This is a genomic window from Wocania ichthyoenteri Th78, assembly GCF_000789235.1.
GTDB lineage: Bacteria > Bacteroidota > Bacteroidia > Flavobacteriales > Flavobacteriaceae > Wocania_A > Wocania_A ichthyoenteri.
This window is the reverse complement of the sequence record NZ_KN525716.1, coordinates 1,517,311-1,534,297: the sequence shown is the minus strand read 5'-3', so window position 1 is coordinate 1,534,297 and position 16,987 is coordinate 1,517,311. Positions and strand designations below refer to the sequence as shown.

Sequence of the window (16,987 nt, the reverse complement as noted above, 5' to 3'; positions counted from 1 at the left end):
TCGGAACATCATTCAAAATATAGTTATATAAACTAAAATAGATCCAATTTGTTGTAATTAAGCTAATTTTTTTGGCGATTTGCTTAATAAATATACACCAACAATAACCATTAAGCAGCACCCTATTTTTATTATATTAATATCATCAGCATATTGGTTTTGCATTAAAACATAGGCATAAATGCTAACCATAATAAAACTAATGGCAGGTTGTAAATATATATAACTACTATTTACAGATGGCGAGACATGGCTAAGTGCATAAATGTTAAATAAGTAAGCGAAAAACGTGGTGAATATAACAACAAAACCAATAACTAAATAGGTGTTTAAATTAAATGATGAAAAATCTGTTGAAATGATATCACTCAATCCAAAAGGAAGCATAAATATAAAACCAAATAAAAACACCCAACTTATTACGGTTATAGGATGATATTTTTTCATTAATGGTTTTGCAACAACTAAATAAAGACCATAACAACTAGCATTTAAAATAACTAATAGGTTACCAAGAAAAGAACTGGTACCACCTGAATTATTTCCATATAAAATCAATATTATTGCGCCAATACTTCCAATACTTATACCTAATAGCTTTCTTGGAGTAATTTTTTCTTTAAGAAGAAAGAAGCTAAAAACGAGAACAATAACAGGTGTGGTTGTCATTATTATTGACGCATCAACAGGTGAAGTTAAATTAATACCATGAAAAAACAAGAGTTGGTTTGCTGCAGCTCCTAATAGTCCGCATAGTATTAATCGAGGAAAATCTTTTTTAGATATTTTCTCTTTGAATACAAGAGCTTTTAAAATCCAAAATAGTGCAGTAGCACAAACTAATCTAATAAAAACAAATGCCGAAGGACCAATTTTTTGTGGCATAATGCCTTTGGCTATAATGTAGTTAACACCATAGATTAAATTGGCTCCAAGTAGTGCTAAATGTGCTTTAAGTATGTTTTTATTCAAGGGTTAAATTTTCAAAATAAATTCAAAAGTAAATCTATTATTCTATAATTTCATTTAAATAGAAATAAACAGGAATATTTATTAAAACCAAAGATTTTTCAGTTTGTTTATAAAGCGTAAATTTGCAACTTCTTAAAAGAGACGATAATGAAATACAATTTCAATGAAATTGAAGCCAAATGGCAAAAGTATTGGGCAGATAATCAAACGTTCAAAGCCGTAAATGGTAGTGATAAACCAAAATATTATGTTTTGGATATGTTCCCTTATCCAAGTGGTGCGGGCTTACACGTTGGGCATCCGTTGGGTTATATTGCTTCAGATATTTATGCGCGTTACAAGCGTCATCAAGGGTTTAATGTATTGCATCCTCAAGGTTATGATAGCTTTGGGTTACCTGCAGAACAATATGCCATTCAAACAGGGCAGCATCCAGCAATTACGACTGCCGAAAATATAAAAACCTATCGTCGTCAATTAGATCAAATTGGGTTTTCTTTTGATTGGTCGCGTGAGGTTAGAACATCCGATCCCAATTATTACAAATGGACGCAATGGATTTTTATCCAATTGTTCAATTCTTGGTATAATAATGATGCGGATAAAGCTGAAGACATTTCAGAATTAGAAAAACTGTTTGCTTCAGATGGAAATGGAAACGTCAATGCCGTTTGCGATGATAACATTGAACCATTTTCTGCTGAAGATTGGAACGCCTTTGATTCTACAAAACAACAACAAATATTATTACAATATAGATTAACTTATTTAGCTGAAACCGAAGTAAACTGGTGTCCAGCATTAGGAACCGTTTTAGCAAATGATGAAATTGTAAATGGGGTTTCAGAACGTGGTGGCCATCCAGTAATTAGAAAGAAAATGACGCAATGGAGTATGCGAATTTCTGCTTATGCAGAACGTTTGCTTCAAGGTTTAGAAAAAATTGATTGGACGGATTCTTTAAAAGAAAGTCAGCGTAACTGGATTGGAAAATCTGTTGGTGCAAGTGTATCGTTCAATGTCATTGCGAGCGAAGCGAAGCAATCTGCCAATTCAGAAAACGAGAATGTCACCCTGAGCGCAGTCGAAGGGTCTCACAAAATAGATGTCTTTACAACAAGACCCGATACCATTTTCGGGGTTAGTTTTATGACACTCGCCCCAGAACACGAACTCGTATCTCAAATAACAACTCCAGAACAAAAAGCTGAAGTTGAAGCTTATGTTTTAGCAACCGCAAAGCGAAGTGAACGTGATAGAATGGCAGATGTAAAAACCATTTCAGGCGTATTTACAGGCGCTTATGCAGAGCATCCGTTTACAAAAGAACCGATTCCGGTTTGGATTGGCGATTACGTTTTAGCGGGCTATGGAACAGGAGCAGTCATGTCTGTGCCCTGTGGCGATGAACGCGATTATGCCTTTGCAAAACATTTTAATATACCAATTCCTAATATTTTTGAAGGGGTTGATATTTCAGAAGAAGCCTTTTCAGATAAAGAAAAAACCGTAATTGGAAATAGTGATTTCCTAAACGGCATGAATTATAAAAAAGCAACCAAACGAGCTATTTACGAATTGGAGCAGATTGGTCAAGGTGAAGGAAAAACCAATTACCGTTTGCGCGATGCGGTGTTTTCTCGTCAGCGTTATTGGGGAGAACCATTTCCAGTTTATTATGATGAAAATGGAATGCCTCAAATGATAGATGAGCAATTTTTACCATTAGAGTTACCAGAAGTAGATAAATATTTACCAACAGAAACCGGTGAACCGCCTTTGGGTAACGCAAAAAAATGGCATTGGTTACAGTACGGTGATAAAGCAGAAATAGTTTCGAAAGAAGCGTTTGAAAATTCCTCCCCTTCGGGGAGGTTAGGTGGGGCTCTTGAGTTAAACACAATGCCTGGGTGGGCAGGAAGTTCGCAGTATTTTAATCGTTATATGGACCCCAATAATGATAACGAAATCTTCTCAAAAGAAGCGATGGATTATTGGCAACAAGTAGATTTATACATTGGTGGAAGCGAACATGCTACAGGACATTTGTTATACTCGCGTTTTTGGCAAAAGTTTATGTTCGATAAAGGCTATGTTAACCATGATGAGTTTGCTAAAAAGCTGATAAACCAAGGGATGATTTTGGGGACTAGTGCTTTTGTTTATTTCTTGACACCCTTTTATGAAGTTAAAAAGTTAAAAATAACTAGTAGTAGTTTAAAAGAAGAACTACCTCATATTTTCTTGTCCTTTGAGTATATTAATCCTAAATCAAGACTCCTTATTGATAAAAAAATCAGAGAAATTGTTAATCCTATTTTTGAAAATAATTTAGATTTTATAAAAGAAGAAATTAAGGCAAATATAAATGATAAAAACCTTAGCAAAGAAATTGATAAAATAGAGGTAAGTGATATAAGTTTACTTGAACTTAAAATTCATACCGATGTTTCTTATGTAAACGCTTCAGATGAATTAGATATAGAAGCATTCAAAAATTGGAGAAGTGAATACAAAGAGGCCATTTTTATCGGAGAGAAAGGAGAGATCATTGAAGAAAATAACGATGTTTATAAAGTAGGTCGCGAAGTCGAAAAAATGTCTAAATCTAAATACAACGTTGTTAATCCCGATAACATTGTTTCAGATTACGGTGCAGACAGTTTACGCCTTTATGAAATGTTCCTAGGTCCTTTAGAACAATACAAACCTTGGAATACAGCTGGCATTACTGGTGTACATTCATTCCTTAAAAAACTATGGAAGTTGTATGCCGATGATAACGGACTTAAAGTTACTGATGCTGCACCAACAAAAGACAGTTTAAAAACACTACATAAAACCATTAAAAAGGTTCAAGAAGATATTGAAAGTTTTTCGTTTAACACTTCGGTTTCAACATTTATGATTGCTGCTAATGAGTTAACTTCTCAAAAATGTACAAGTAAAGAAATTTTAGAACCCCTTTTGGTTTTAATTTCACCTTATGCACCACATATTGCTGAAGAACTATGGAGTCAATTAGGGCATAACGAATCTATTTCAACAGCGCCATTCCCTGAGTTTGATGCGAGTCATTTAGTGGAAAGTAGCAAGAATTACCCCATCTCGTTTAATGGTAAAATGCGTTTTACTATGGAATTACCATTGGATATGAGTAAGGACGATATTGAAAAGGCAGTTTTAGCAAACGAAAAAACGCAAGAACAATTAGCAGGCAGAACGCCTAAAAAAGTAATTGTAGTCCCTGGTAAAATTGTTAATATTGTTGGGTAGTATCACGTCGCCCTGAACTTGTTTTAGGGTCTCATAATAGAGATTTATAATGATGATGTGATTTTGAAACAAGTTCATAAAGACGTACGTTTCCGAGTTAAGGATAGAAGAGGTAACGCCCAAATAATTATCATTATTCAAGAATTAGTACATGAATTATATAGAAATAATAGGTTTTTCTGCGGCGTTTTTAACCACAGCAGCTTTTTTGCCTCAAGTGTATAAAACTTGGAAAACAAAGGATGTTTCTGCTTTGTCTTTACCCATGCTTTTAATGTTTATTACTGGCATAACATTATGGCTAGTTTATGGGTTTTATATACACAGTCCGTCTATGATTGTTGCGAATACTATAACTATTGGATCTTCGTTGGTGCTAATTTATTTCAAGGTTAAATATAATTAGCAATACTTTAACACACTGACAAAAATTCAGACTATAAAATTGGTCTTATTTTTGCTATATTTAAATCAGAATTAAAATTTTAAAAGAAACACACAATGTTAGGATATTATATATTATTAGGAGCGATTGCTTTAGTAAGTTGGTTAGTAAGTAGTACTTTAAAAAAGAAGTTTAAAAAATACTCGAAAGTACAGCTTCGCAACGGAATGAGTGGTGCTGAAATTGCTGAAAAAATGTTGGCAGATCATGGTATTAGAGATGTTGAGGTGATTTCAACTCCTGGACAATTAACAGACCATTATAACCCGAAGAATAAAACGGTTAATTTAAGTGAATCTGTTTATAATCAGCGGAATGCGGCAGCGGCAGCTGTTGCGGCTCACGAATGTGGTCATGCGGTGCAACATGCGCAAGCCTATGAGTGGTTGAAAATGCGCTCTGCATTGGTGCCAGTTGTTAGTGTAACTTCAGGAATGTCTCAATGGGTTGTTATTGGTGGTCTTATGCTTGGTGCTGCGGCAGGTCTTGGATTTGGTTATTATGTTGCTGTTGCAGGTTTGGTTATGATGGGGTTTGCAACGTTATTCAGTTTTATAACTTTACCGGTAGAATATGATGCCAGTAACCGTGCATTGGCATGGTTGAAAAATAAAAATATGGTATCGCAAGAAGAATATGTAGGTTCTGAAGATGCGCTTAAATGGGCAGCTAGAACGTATTTAGTTGCAGCCATTGGTGCTTTAGCGTCTTTAGTGTATTGGGGACTTCAAGTATTTGGAGGTTCTAGAGATTAATCAAATTAAAACATAACAAAGTTTGAAAGCTCTGAACAATAGTTTCAGGGCTTTTTTGTTTCTTTACGTTTTATTAAAATAGCATGGTAAATCCTTTAAAATATTATCAAGAACACTTAGAAAAATATCAAACTGAAGCTAAAAGTTTGTATAAACAAATGACGGCGCTTAGCATGTTGCGTCTCTTTGTTTTTTTAGCTGCTGGCTTTGGAATTTATTTCTTTTTTAGTCAATGGCAAATTGCTGTTTCTATTGGGTTTTTGGGTATAGTCTTATTTATTTATTTGCTTTCAAAATATACGGATATAAAGCGACAACGTGAGTTTCATAAGGCTTTGGTGACTATAAATGAAGATGAAATTAAAATAGCATTAGGCGATTTTTATGATAGAGATGAAGGCTCGGAGTTTCAAGATCCTAGTCATTTTTATAGTTTGGATATTGATTTATTTGGGCGTGGTTCGTTTTTTCAATTTATGAATAGAACGACTATAAATGAAGGCACACAAGAATTGACAAATGCTTTAAAAGCAAATGATGTAGAACATATTGAATCTAGACAAGAGGCTATTAAAGAGTTGAGTTCTAAACCTCAATGGCGTCAATATTACTCAGCGACTTCTAGTTTAGTTGATGTTGATACACCAGCAAAACATATTATAACTTGGTTGCAAAATCATAAAACATTTTTACCAAAAGTTATGTTTTGGATACCTTTGGTGTTTAGTATAACAACTATTGTGTTGTTAGTACTTACAGTTTTTGAGGTTGTAACGAATCAAGCCTTAATAGGGTATTGGTTGCTTTTAGGATTAGGTGTTACTGGGCGATATTTAAAAAAAATAAATGTGCTAGCCTTAAACACAGATAAAGTTAGAGATACCTTTCGTCAATATGCGTCATTATTAGATTTGATTGAAAATGAAACGTTTTCTTCAGAATTACTACAACAAAAGCAGAAGCAAATTCAATCTGGTGAAAAAAAGGCTTCTGAAATTTTTAAGACTTTTTCAAAGTCGTTGGATGCTTTAGACAATCGAAATAACTTGATAGGTGCTATTTTTGGAAATGGTTTTTTTTTAACAGATATAAAGCATAGTTATCACATTGAACAATGGATTGTTAAATATGGTAATAAGGTATCTGATTGGTTTGAAGTCGTGTCGTTTTTCGATGCTTATAACTCTTTAGGAAACTATGCTTATAACCATCCAGATTTTGTGTTTCCAAAAATTTTGAAGGATGGAAGTGTTATTAAAGCTGAAAGTTTAGGGCATCCGTTATTGAAAAAAGAAAAACGTGTTGATAGCGATTTAACTATTGATAATGAACAGTTTTTTATTGTTACAGGCGCTAATATGGCAGGGAAAAGCACCTTTTTAAGAACGGTGTCTTTACATATAGTTATGGCAAATGTTGGGTTGCCTATTTGTACAAAATCTAGTCAGTATTCACCAGTAAAATTAATTACTAGTATGCGAACTACAGATTCTTTAACGGATGATAGTTCATATTTCTTTTCAGAATTAACGAGACTTAAGTACATTGTTGATGCCATCCAAAAAGAACCTTATTTTATTATTTTAGATGAAATTTTAAAAGGAACCAATAGTACAGACAAGGCTATTGGTTCTAGAAAGTTTGTTGAAAAACTAGTCGCTTCGAATGCAACGGGAATTATTGCTACGCACGATTTAAGTTTGTGCGAAATTGAAAAAGAACTCGACGATGTAAAGAATTATTATTTTGATGCTGAAATTATCAATGATGAACTTCACTTTGATTATACTTTAAAAGAAGGTGTTTGCCAAAATATGAACGCGTCATTTTTATTGAAGAAAATGCAAATTGTTTAGTTGATTAGTTTGTCACTTCGAGTGATTCCGAAGAAATGAGGAATTGTATCGAGAAGCTTACCCTTTATTTATGAAAACTTACTTTGTTTACATTTTGAAATGCTCTGACGGAACTTATTATACAGGCTTTACTTCCAATCTTGAAAAGCGTTACCTCGAACATAAAACAGGGAAGCATAAAGAAAGTTATACATTTTCAAGAAGACCACTTACATTAGAGTTTTATGCTGAATTTACTAACTCCAATATGGCAATTGAGAAGGAAAAGCAAATCAAAAAATGGTCTAAAGCAAAAAAAGAAGCCTTAATTAATAATGAATTTGAAAGGTTGCCTAATCTTTCAAAGAAAAATTTTGACTCCAAATAGGTCTCGATACTATTCTGTGAAAAACAGAATCACTCGACCTAACAATATCGTTATTAAGTAACGTTTAAACTCGATTGTCGCCTTAAGTGGTTTTATGGAGAATAACGGAATAAAATTTTATCGAGAAGTTATTATATTTTTGATTTTATCTCCTCAATCATACTTATAGCATTTTTATAATCTGGTTTTAAACTCAATACCTTATAATAATTTTTTAAAGCTTCAGTATAATTTTTTACTTCAAAAAAAGCTTCACCCAAACTATCATAAACATTGTATTTATAAGGGAATATTTTGGTGTTTAAATCGAAAACATATAATGCTTTTTCAGTTTGATTAGAACGTAAAAGCGAGTAGCCAAAAGTGTTTAATTCTCTGCTACCTTTTACAAATTCTGCTAATCTTGAAACTAAAACAGACTCCTCTAATTTTAAGCTATCTAAGGTTTTAGAGTTGAGTAAATAGTACATATAATTAGCAGCCATATAATTAGGCGTGTACTTATTTTTTGTAATAATATTTAAAATATCGCGCTCTAAAGTTTCTTTAGGATGTTCAACAATTCTATTCACTTCTTTACCATTTTTATAGAAAATAAAAGTAGGAACTCGATGAATGTTTAATCCTTTCTCTTCATGATTCGGACTTTGCTTGTAAGCCTCTTTAGTTCTATTAACAGCAATAACTTGTAATTGACTTTCAGGAAATTTAGCAGCTTCTAAAACTTTGTAAAAACGAGGGATTTCAAGTTTGCTGTCGCCACACCAAGTTCCTAAAAAGGCTTTAATTTCATATTGATTTAACGAATCTTTTAATTGTTTAGTAATACCTTTATTAACTAAATAATCGTCGTAATTTTCAGAAAACCAAGTGTTGAATGTGTTATTGGTTAAATCAGATTTCGAGATTTCTCCCAATAAAAGCTCATTCCCTTTTTTGTCGGCCGTAAGTTTGTTAGCCGTTTGAGAAAATGAAAAAAGTAGATTAAGTAAAAAGATGGATAAGGTAACTGTTCGTTTCATTCTGATGATTTTAATTGACAAACCAAACCTAAAACAGTTTTGTAAACGACGCGAATTAAATTTACAAACAGCATACTTAAATTTACAAACGGCAATATTTATGCAGTTTGCAATACTATAAGGGCTTTTTGTACATAATTTTTTGATGGTTATAGCATTTCTGTTTACTTTCAACAGCAATTAATGGTGACTTTACACAAACATACCTCGCAAATTTTGGTGCACATCTTGTTTTGGATGCTGTTTATTTTTGTCTCACTTTTTTTATTTTCAGATTATTATTGGAGCGAAAATCCGTTTTTGCAATACCTTTCTATACTCGTTATTATAGTGTACGCCAATCATTTTGTGTTACTTCCGTTTTTTATTAAAAAGCGTTTTTATATTCTATATGCTTTTGTGTTTGTAGCCATTTCTTTTTTTGCAACTCAACTATATTGTAATGTATTTGCGCAGTGTGGTTGCTCAATTATGAAATGCTTGAGCGATTACTTATGGCAAACCTTGGTACCACTTATTTTCTTCTCTTTTGTTTGGATGCTTTATCGTTTTTTAGATGAACAGGCCGAAGTGGAGGAGATTAAAAAAGAACATACCGAAATGGAATTGAAGTTTTTAAAATCGCAAATCAATCCGCATGTGCTTTTTAATAATTTGAACACCATTTATTCTTATACTTTAGAAAAACCAAACGAAGCAGCAGACCTAATTTTAATGCTTTCAGATAATTTAAAACATGTGCTTTACGAAAGCAATGCAGAAACCATTTCTTTAGAAAAAGAGATTCAGTTTATTGATAATTATATAAAATTTCAGAAGTTAAGAACTGAGGGCACAAAAACCATTCAGTATTCAAAAAATATAGATTCGTTTCATCATAAAATCGCACCATTACTTTTAATAACCATTATAGAAAATGCTTTTAAACACAGTACTTTAAATAGTGCTATTTCAATACGTATTATTGTTGAAAATGGTATTTTAGAATGTATTTGCGAAAACGATTTTAACAAAGAAAAAGTAAGCGAAAACGATTTTAAAATAGGCTTGCAAAACCTAGAAAAACGATTGGAGCTTATTTATAAAGACACCTATAATTTTACAATTGAAAAAGCAGAAAGTTTTAAAGTATATTTAAAATTGAATTTGAATTAAAAAAACTGTCAGTTTGAGTGAAATTATTGAAAAATAATTTTGTATCGAGAAGTAAATAGGTTCTCTATACAATTCCGATAAAAATCTAAATTACTCTAAGATACATCAAAAATGAATATATGAATTGCATCATCATTGAAGACGAAATTCCTGCCCAAAGCATTTTAAAGCATTTTATTGATAAAGTGCCTAATCTAAATTTAATCGATACGTTTAAAGCAGCAATTGAAGCCAATTCATTTTTAAACTCCAATACGGTTGATGTCGTTTTTTTAGATATTAATTTGCCCGATATGTCTGGATTAGATTTTATAAAAACTATTAAAAATCCGCCAGCAATTATAATGACTACAGCATATCCCGATTATGCAGTAAGCAGTTTTGAGCTTGATACTATTGTTGATTATTTAGTAAAACCTTTTTCGTTCGACCGCTTTTTAAAAGCTATTAACAAAGCTAAAGACAGGATTGAAACACCAAATAATAGTACTGAAGGAAAAGATGAAAAAAGTATTTTTTTAAATGTTGATAAAACACTTCATAAGATTGTTTTAAACTCAATTTTATACATTGAATCAGACAGAAATTATATTACTGTAGTTACCGAAACACAAAAATTATCATACATTGATTCTTTAAAAAATTGGACTGCTAAATTGCCAGAAAATCAATTTAATCAAGTCCATAAATCTTTTATTATTAATAGCAAGTTTGTTGACAAAATTTCAGGAAATACGCTTTTTATAAAAGATAATAAAATCCCTATTGGCAGAACGTACAAGCAAGAGTTGTTAAAACAATTAAAGATTATTTGATATAAAAAAAGACCTGTCGAATTTTTAAAACTGACAGGTCTGAATGTTTTATTTCGTTGTAGATTATTTTTTAGGATGCACTAATTCCATTTCATCAATTAAATGTTTGACGCCTGCATATTTATCAATTATAAAAAGCACGTAACGTAAATCTACCATAATATTTCGGCAAATTTCCGGGTCGTAATTCATATCACTCATCGTGCCTTCCCAAACACGATCAAAATTTAAACCTACTAAATTCCCGTGTGCATCAATAGCTGGACTACCTGAATTTCCGCCAGTAGTATGGTTAGTTCCTAAAAAGCAAACAGGTACTTTTCCATTGGTGTCAGCATATTGCCCGTAATCTTTAGCAGCATATAAATCACGTAATTTTTGAGGAACATCAAATTCATAATCTCCTGGAATATACTTTTCAATAACACCATCTAAATAACTCACATGATTATAATACACAGCGTCTCTTGGGGCGTAGCCGCGAACCTGACCATAAGTTACGCGAAGTGTGCTATTGGCGTCTGGAAAATAACGTGCATTTGGTAAAGCCTCCATTAGCGCCGTCATGTATTTAGTTTGTAAAGCGGTTATGGTCTCGTTTTTTTGCTGAAATTCTTTGTCTATCACATTATAAAACTCATCAATAAGGGGTTTTGCGTATTTGTAAGCGGCATCGTTATTAATGTTTTTCAAAACTTCTTTTGGAGAACCTTCTAATAATTTTAAAGCCGAATCTAAATTTGTAAATGCCGTTTTATCATAAATTGAAGCATCCACATGATTAGCGTATAGAGGCATTACGCTATTAAAAATACCTCTGTCTACATCAACATTATAATTTTTATGAATACCCTTAAATCTCCCAATAAGACTTTCTTTTGCGCGTTCAAAAACACTAGGATTATCTTTAATGGCTTGTACCACTTGATAGGTTCTAAAAGTCATTTGCATTAACTCATTAGTAGTTAAAAAAACTTCAATAAAATTACGGCGCTTGATATCTACAGGTGCAAAATCTTTGTATAAACGATTGAACTCTGGAAGAATATCACCATATTTTTCTTCTAAACCTTTTTCTTTTAAAGCTTTGGTATAAGTAGTTTCAAAAGCGCGTCGTTTTTCTACAGCATTACTTTTTTCAATACCCAAATTTTCACCTATCCATTTTTTCCACGCATTAGCAATTCTAGCTTGTTTAGAGGCGTATTTAATGCGTACATCGTCATCAGCTTTCATTTTTTCGTTAATTACTTTCAAAGCAGCTTCGCGAATCGCAATATTTGTGGGGTTGTAATTTTTGGTAATATGCTCTATAGCTACGGCAGGTAAATATTCGTTGGTTCTACCTGGAAAACCAAATACCATAGTAAAATCGCCTTCTTCAACACCATCTAAAGATATTGGCAGAAAATGTTTTGGTGTATATGGCTTGTTGTTTATATTATATTTTGCAGGACGATTATTGGCATCTGCATAAATTCTAAACAAAGAAAAATCGCCTGTATGCCTTGGGAATACCCAATTATCAGTATCACTACCAAACTTACCAATACTGGTTGGCGGTGCACCAACTAAACGAATATCTTCAAAACGTTCAGTAACAAACAAAAAGTACTGATTGCCTTTGTAAAACGATTTAACTTTTACATCTTGCCAAGCTTCTTTAGTCCAATTTTTTAATATTCCATTACTATTTTTATCAATAGTAGACTGTTTTTCTTTTTCAGTCATATTCTCATTTATATCTGCTAAAACATTTTTAGAAACATCATGGATACTAACTATGAACTCAACAAATAAACCATTGTTGGGTAGCTCTTCCTCATAGCTCATCGCCCAAAAACCATTTTTTAAATAATCATTTTCAAGAGAAGAGTGCGATTGTATTTGACTAAATCCGCAATGGTGATTCGTTAAAATGAGCCCTTTAGGGGAAATTACTTCACTAGTGCAACCACCATTAAAATGTCCAATAGCATCTTTTAAACTGGAATTGTTAATATCATAAATATCTTTGGCGGTTAGTTTACTGCCTAAGCTAGTCATTTCGTCTTCATTCATACCTTCTAATAGCGAAGGAATCCACATACCTCCTTGTTGAGCAAAGGTGTTTAATGTTATAAAAAACAATAAAATTTTTAGGTATTTCATGGTATAAACTTTAGAATAAAATCAAATATATAAAGCATATATTTATTATGTAAATTTACTGCCAATAATAATTAAAAAATGCAACATATTTCTAAACTTCCACATGTTGGTACAACCATTTTTACAATTATGGGTGCTTTGGCTAGAGCGCACAATGCCATAAACTTATCGCAAGGTTTTCCAGATTTTAAAATGGATGAAAAACTTATTGATTTGGTTACTAAGGCTATGCATAATGGCTATAATCAATATGCGCCTATGCAAGGTAGTATAGAGTTGCGAGAATCCATAGCTAAAAAACTCGATTTACTATATAGTTCTACATATCACCCAGAAACAGAAATTACAATTACTACTGGTGCAACTCAAGCTATTTTTAGCATTATTTTGGCGTTTATAAAACTGAAAGATGAGGTTGTTATTTTTCATCCGGCTTACGATTGTTACGAACCTGCTATTGAATTAAACGGTGGAAAAACAATTTCGATGGCATTAGAATCTCCAAATTTTAAAGTGGATTGGAATGCAGTAAAAGCAAAAATTAATAATCGTACAAAAATGATTATTATTAATACGCCTCAAAACCCAATTGGGACTGTTTTTTCTGAAACAGATATGCTTCAATTACAAGACATAACAAAAGGAACAAATATTATAGTATTGAGTGATGAGGTTTATGAGCATATTGTGTTTGATGGTGAAAAACACCAAAGTGCATGTTTGTTTTCAGAATTAAAATCTAGAAGTTTTGTAGTGGCATCATTTGGTAAAACATTTCATAACACGGGTTGGAGAATTGGCTACTGTTGTGCGCCGAAAGCACTTATGGATGAGTTTAGAAAAGTGCATCAGTTTAATGTGTTTTGTGTAAATCATCCCATGCAAGAGGCGTTAGCTGAATACTTGGAAAACGAAAATCACTATTTAGAATTATCAGCTTTCTATCAAGAAAAGAGAGATTCTTTTTTAGGTTTGATAAAAGATTCACGGTTTAAGTTTACAGCATCAAAAGGCACTTATTTTCAACTTTTAGATTATTCAGAAATTACTAAAGAAAATGATGTAGATTTTGCAAAACGCTTAACTATTGAAAATAAATTAGCATCGATTCCTATATCGGTTTTTTATAATACCGAAGTTAACAGTAAAATACTCAGATTTTGTTTTGCAAAAAAGAATGAAACATTAAAACGCGCCGCAGATATTTTAAATTCTATTTAAAAAAGTAACTTTTTTATAAAAATGGTGTCTAAAAATTATATTAAAATTTAAAAAATAGTTTATCATGAAATTTTGGTTTGTAATAGTATTTGTATCTTTTAGTTTTATACTAAATGCTCAAGAAGTAAATTTTAATGGGAATACTTATACGGTAAAAGGGAAAAGTATTTTAAAGGATGGAGCAGATGTTACGAGTACGCTTTCTGTTGAAGAACAGCAAAGAATAATGATTGCTTTTGATAAGAAAATAGCACAAGTTAAACAATCGGCTAAAAAGCTAAAAAAGGCTGAGAAAAGTCAAAAAACAGCAGAGAATAAACAGAAAAAGGCTGAAAAAGCTTTGAAACAAAAACAAAAAGCACAGTCAAATTTTGATAAATCGTCTAAAAAACACAGGCAATCTATCGAAAAATATGAGAGACTAAAAAAGAAAGGTAAGCTATCTCCTGAAAATGAAGCAATGTGGCTTAAAAAGATCGAAAGATTTAAAGAAGCCCATAAAAAATCAGAAAAGAAGTTAAAACGTGTTTAAATATTATGTACGAACAACTTAAAATAGCAGTAGTACAATCTGATTTAGTTTGGGAAAATCCAGAACTAAATAGGAAGAATTTTTCAGAAAAACTTAAAAGTATTTCTGAATCTGTCGATGTAATTATTTTGCCAGAAATGTTTACAACAGGTTTTACAATGTATGCCAAAAAAGTTGCAGAAACTATGCAAGGCAAAACAGTAGAGTGGATGAAAAATGAAGCTTCTAAACATAATGCAGCTATTGTTGGGAGTCTAATTATTTCAGAAGAAAACAAATATTATAACCGATTATTATTTGTTGAACCTTCTGGAAAAATTAGTATTTATAATAAGCGGCACACCTTTACATTAGTTGGAGAAGATAAAGTGTTTACTGCTGGAAACGAGAAAGTAATTATGAATTACAAAGGCTGGAAAATTTGTCCTTTAATTTGTTACGATTTACGCTTTCCCGTTTGGGCGAGAAATACCGAGGGTTACGATGTTTTAATCTATGTTGCTAATTGGCCAGAACCAAGAGTATCTGCTTGGGATACTTTATTAAAAGCACGCGCTATTGAAAATATGAGTTACTGTATTGGTGTTAATCGAGTGGGGATTGATGGTGTAAATAGTGAATATTCAGGACATTCTTCGGTTTACGATGTTTTAGGGAATACACTAACCACATTTAAACCCAATAAAGAGCAAGTAGAAATCGTTACTTTAGAAAAAAGACATATTTCTGGCTATAGAAATAAACTTAAATTTTTAGATGATAGAGATGTATTTACTCTTCAATAAAATTTAAAGTTTGCACAAGTCCCCAATCTGATCTAATTTCGTCATCCATTTCAAAATGACTTACACGCTCTGGTTGAATCTTTTTGAGGTAATTACCAGAGTCGTATTTGCCATTGCCATTAGTATCAAAAATAACTCTAATATAGTACTTCCCAGAATCTAAATTTAAAAAATCTAAGGCTTTAGGTTTTGTAGCATATTGCTCGTATTTAACTTCGCCTTTTGCGTCAGTTAATTGAAATATAATAGGATATTTAACATTCACGAGAGTAAATCTTACATATCCAAAATCAGATTCTTTTTTTGTGCTCACAGCATAATTTAAGGTGTCATTAGTATTATCAAAAAAATCGACGAAAGCCTCTGGTAAAACTTGTAATTTATAAGCGTTGTCTTCTGTTTTTTTAAAGTTGAAATTGTATGCGTTTGTAATAGAATCGTATTGGGTAGTAAAATCTATATTTGTAGAATCTTTATCCATAATACTAATCTTTGAAGCATCAAAGGCTGTAAAAGGTGTGTTTGCAAAAATCTTGAAAGGTTCTTCGTAGCTTATGTTTCCAGATGGTTGTGTTTTAATTATTAATGAATCTCTTTTTTGCTCGCTTATTCGTACCGTAAAATCTTTTTCAAAAGTGGGATGCGACACTTTAAAAAGCAATGAATCTGCTTTTAATCTAGGTTTGTACCAATAGTAAAGTGTGTCTGTTTTTTCGTCTTTAGTAATTCTATGTGTAAAATCTTCTGGGGTTTCAGATGTTATTTTAATATCCATGTCTTTATAATCACCCTCGTAGCCAAAAGCAATTTTTTCGCCAGAAATTAAACGTGGTCTAATAGCTTTAAAATCAGGTTTTTCAGAGAATAATTTTAAGGTATAAAGTGAATCGTTAGGAATATCTATAAAGCTCTCGTGAAACGCTATTTGATCCGTTTTCTGTTGAAATTTATTATCATTATTGCCATCTTTTAGAGCCATTAGCATATATTTTCCAGCTTTTATGTTTTCGATAGAAAAGGTGGTAACACTATCAAGCGTATTGGTAATATATTTAGGCGTTTCTTTATAGATGATAGAATCATGAAATGTTGAATCTATTTCATATAAAGCTACCGATACAAAGGTTTCAGGTTGCCGTTTTAAAGCGTCAATAATTTGTCCTTTTACGGTTAACGAATCTATATAATCGCCTGTTGATAGTACGTATCTATAATAAGGAAATGGATTCCCTTCATTATTATCGGTAATGCTATTTCCAAAGTTGAAAGCGTATGTTGTATTGGGTAGCAGTGTATCGTTAATTTTAATGGTAATTTCTTTACTGGCACTACCAAGCGGTGTTATATCTGGTTGCCATTTCATGGGAGGTGAAATAATAAGCTGCTTTTGTATATCTTTTATCTTAATATATTCATCAAAAACAATCTTGATTTCGTTGCCTTTAAAATTAGTAGAAAAATTCTCTGGAGTTGACTTTTCGATGCTTGGAGGCGTTTCATCTTTTGGTCCGCCACCAGGTGTGCCACGATTGGCGCAGTTAATAAAAGCCAAGCTTATAAACGCTATAAAAATAAAGTTAGAAAGGGTCTTATTCATTGACTCATTTTTAATTTTTAGCAAAAGTACATGAATTT

General features: G+C 32.1%; 14 protein-coding genes. 10 read left to right on the top strand and 4 right to left on the bottom strand.

What is annotated here, in order from left to right; translation table 11 throughout:
* Positions 1 to 57: 57 nt before the first annotated feature.
* Complete coding sequence (locus RG22_RS06630) at positions 58 to 972, bottom strand: DMT family transporter (RefSeq protein WP_034041907.1); 915 nt, start codon at positions 970 to 972, stop codon at positions 58 to 60.
* A gap of 147 nt (positions 973 to 1,119) precedes the next feature.
* Here RG22_RS06630 and RG22_RS06625 point away from each other — a divergent pair, with 147 nt between their 5' ends.
* The 5 genes from RG22_RS06625 (at position 1,120) to RG22_RS06605 (ending at position 7,671) form a co-directional block, all read left to right on the top strand.
* On the top strand, positions 1,120 to 4,248 hold the full coding sequence (locus RG22_RS06625) for a leucine--tRNA ligase (RefSeq protein ID WP_034041905.1): 3,129 nt from the start codon (positions 1,120 to 1,122) through the stop codon (positions 4,246 to 4,248).
* A gap of 151 nt (positions 4,249 to 4,399) precedes the next feature.
* Positions 4,400 to 4,654, top strand: a complete 255-nt coding sequence (locus RG22_RS06620) for a SemiSWEET family sugar transporter (protein WP_034041903.1) — start codon at positions 4,400 to 4,402, stop codon at positions 4,652 to 4,654.
* Positions 4,655 to 4,749: 95 nt separating this feature from the next.
* The gene (locus RG22_RS06615; RefSeq protein WP_034041902.1) at positions 4,750 to 5,448 is read left to right on the top strand and encodes a zinc metallopeptidase; all 699 of its coding nucleotides are present in this window, start codon (positions 4,750 to 4,752) and stop codon (positions 5,446 to 5,448) included.
* 83 nt (positions 5,449 to 5,531) lie between these two features.
* Positions 5,532 to 7,304, top strand: a complete 1,773-nt coding sequence (locus RG22_RS06610; protein WP_034041900.1) for a MutS-related protein — start codon at positions 5,532 to 5,534, stop codon at positions 7,302 to 7,304.
* A 70-nt stretch (positions 7,305 to 7,374) separates the two neighbouring features.
* On the top strand, positions 7,375 to 7,671 hold the full coding sequence (locus tag RG22_RS06605; RefSeq protein WP_034045823.1) for a GIY-YIG nuclease family protein: 297 nt from the start codon (positions 7,375 to 7,377) through the stop codon (positions 7,669 to 7,671).
* 131 nt (positions 7,672 to 7,802) lie between these two features.
* On the opposite strand, the gene RG22_RS06600 is transcribed toward RG22_RS06605, so the two are convergent.
* Positions 7,803 to 8,693, bottom strand: a complete 891-nt coding sequence (locus tag RG22_RS06600) for a thioredoxin domain-containing protein (protein WP_034041899.1) — start codon at positions 8,691 to 8,693, stop codon at positions 7,803 to 7,805.
* A 183-nt stretch (positions 8,694 to 8,876) separates the two neighbouring features.
* On the opposite strand from RG22_RS06600, the gene RG22_RS06595 reads away from it, so the two are divergent.
* Positions 8,877 to 9,848, top strand: a complete 972-nt coding sequence (locus tag RG22_RS06595; RefSeq protein WP_034041897.1) for a sensor histidine kinase — start codon at positions 8,877 to 8,879, stop codon at positions 9,846 to 9,848.
* 119 nt (positions 9,849 to 9,967) lie between these two features.
* Positions 9,968 to 10,663, top strand: a complete 696-nt coding sequence (locus RG22_RS06590; RefSeq protein WP_034041896.1) for a LytR/AlgR family response regulator transcription factor — start codon at positions 9,968 to 9,970, stop codon at positions 10,661 to 10,663.
* Between the two features lie 63 nt (positions 10,664 to 10,726).
* On the opposite strand, the gene RG22_RS06585 is transcribed toward RG22_RS06590, so the two are convergent.
* A complete protein-coding gene (locus RG22_RS06585) occupies positions 10,727 to 12,814 on the bottom strand; it encodes a S46 family peptidase (RefSeq protein WP_034041895.1) in 2,088 nt (695 codons plus the stop codon).
* Between the two features lie 78 nt (positions 12,815 to 12,892).
* Between RG22_RS06585 and RG22_RS06580 the strand changes: the two genes are divergently transcribed.
* The 3 genes from RG22_RS06580 to RG22_RS06570 all read left to right on the top strand — a co-directional run bounded on the left by RG22_RS06580 (position 12,893) and on the right by RG22_RS06570 (position 15,352).
* Positions 12,893 to 14,035: a methionine aminotransferase gene (locus tag RG22_RS06580; RefSeq protein WP_034041894.1), complete on the top strand. Its 1,143-nt coding sequence runs from the start codon at positions 12,893 to 12,895 to the stop codon at positions 14,033 to 14,035.
* Positions 14,036 to 14,099: 64 nt separating this feature from the next.
* Positions 14,100 to 14,567 carry a hypothetical protein gene (locus RG22_RS06575; RefSeq protein WP_034041892.1) on the top strand — a complete coding sequence of 156 codons (468 nt, stop codon included), beginning with the start codon at positions 14,100 to 14,102 and terminating at the stop codon, positions 14,565 to 14,567.
* 5 nt (positions 14,568 to 14,572) lie between these two features.
* Positions 14,573 to 15,352, top strand: a complete 780-nt coding sequence (locus tag RG22_RS06570) for an amidohydrolase (protein ID WP_034041891.1) — start codon at positions 14,573 to 14,575, stop codon at positions 15,350 to 15,352.
* On the opposite strand, the gene RG22_RS06565 is transcribed toward RG22_RS06570, so the two are convergent.
* The gene (locus RG22_RS06565) at positions 15,339 to 16,949 is read right to left on the bottom strand and encodes an Ig-like domain-containing domain (protein ID WP_034041890.1); all 1,611 of its coding nucleotides are present in this window, start codon (positions 16,947 to 16,949) and stop codon (positions 15,339 to 15,341) included. The two genes, RG22_RS06570 and RG22_RS06565, sit on opposite strands and share 14 nt — an antisense overlap.
* Between the last annotated feature and the right edge of the window lie 38 nt (positions 16,950 to 16,987).

What these genes read in the sequence shown, in the direction of transcription:
- RG22_RS06625 (WP_034041905.1), top strand. Translation starts at nt 1,120, where the DNA reads ATGAAATACAATTTCAATGAAATTGAAGCCAAATGGCAAAAGTATTGG.
- RG22_RS06620 (WP_034041903.1), top strand. Translation starts at nt 4,400, where the DNA reads ATGAATTATATAGAAATAATAGGTTTTTCTGCGGCGTTTTTAACCACA.
- RG22_RS06615 (WP_034041902.1), top strand. Translation starts at nt 4,750, where the DNA reads ATGTTAGGATATTATATATTATTAGGAGCGATTGCTTTAGTAAGTTGG.
- RG22_RS06610 (WP_034041900.1), top strand. Translation starts at nt 5,532, where the DNA reads ATGGTAAATCCTTTAAAATATTATCAAGAACACTTAGAAAAATATCAA.
- RG22_RS06605 (WP_034045823.1), top strand. Translation starts at nt 7,375, where the DNA reads ATGAAAACTTACTTTGTTTACATTTTGAAATGCTCTGACGGAACTTAT.
- RG22_RS06600 (WP_034041899.1), bottom strand. Translation starts at nt 8,693, where the DNA reads ATGAAACGAACAGTTACCTTATCCATCTTTTTACTTAATCTACTTTTT.
- RG22_RS06595 (WP_034041897.1), top strand. Translation starts at nt 8,877, where the DNA reads ATGGTGACTTTACACAAACATACCTCGCAAATTTTGGTGCACATCTTG.
- RG22_RS06590 (WP_034041896.1), top strand. Translation starts at nt 9,968, where the DNA reads ATGAATTGCATCATCATTGAAGACGAAATTCCTGCCCAAAGCATTTTA.
- RG22_RS06585 (WP_034041895.1), bottom strand. Translation starts at nt 12,814, where the DNA reads ATGAAATACCTAAAAATTTTATTGTTTTTTATAACATTAAACACCTTT.
- RG22_RS06580 (WP_034041894.1), top strand. Translation starts at nt 12,893, where the DNA reads ATGCAACATATTTCTAAACTTCCACATGTTGGTACAACCATTTTTACA.
- RG22_RS06575 (WP_034041892.1), top strand. Translation starts at nt 14,100, where the DNA reads ATGAAATTTTGGTTTGTAATAGTATTTGTATCTTTTAGTTTTATACTA.
- RG22_RS06570 (WP_034041891.1), top strand. Translation starts at nt 14,573, where the DNA reads ATGTACGAACAACTTAAAATAGCAGTAGTACAATCTGATTTAGTTTGG.
- RG22_RS06565 (WP_034041890.1), bottom strand. Translation starts at nt 16,949, where the DNA reads ATGAATAAGACCCTTTCTAACTTTATTTTTATAGCGTTTATAAGCTTG.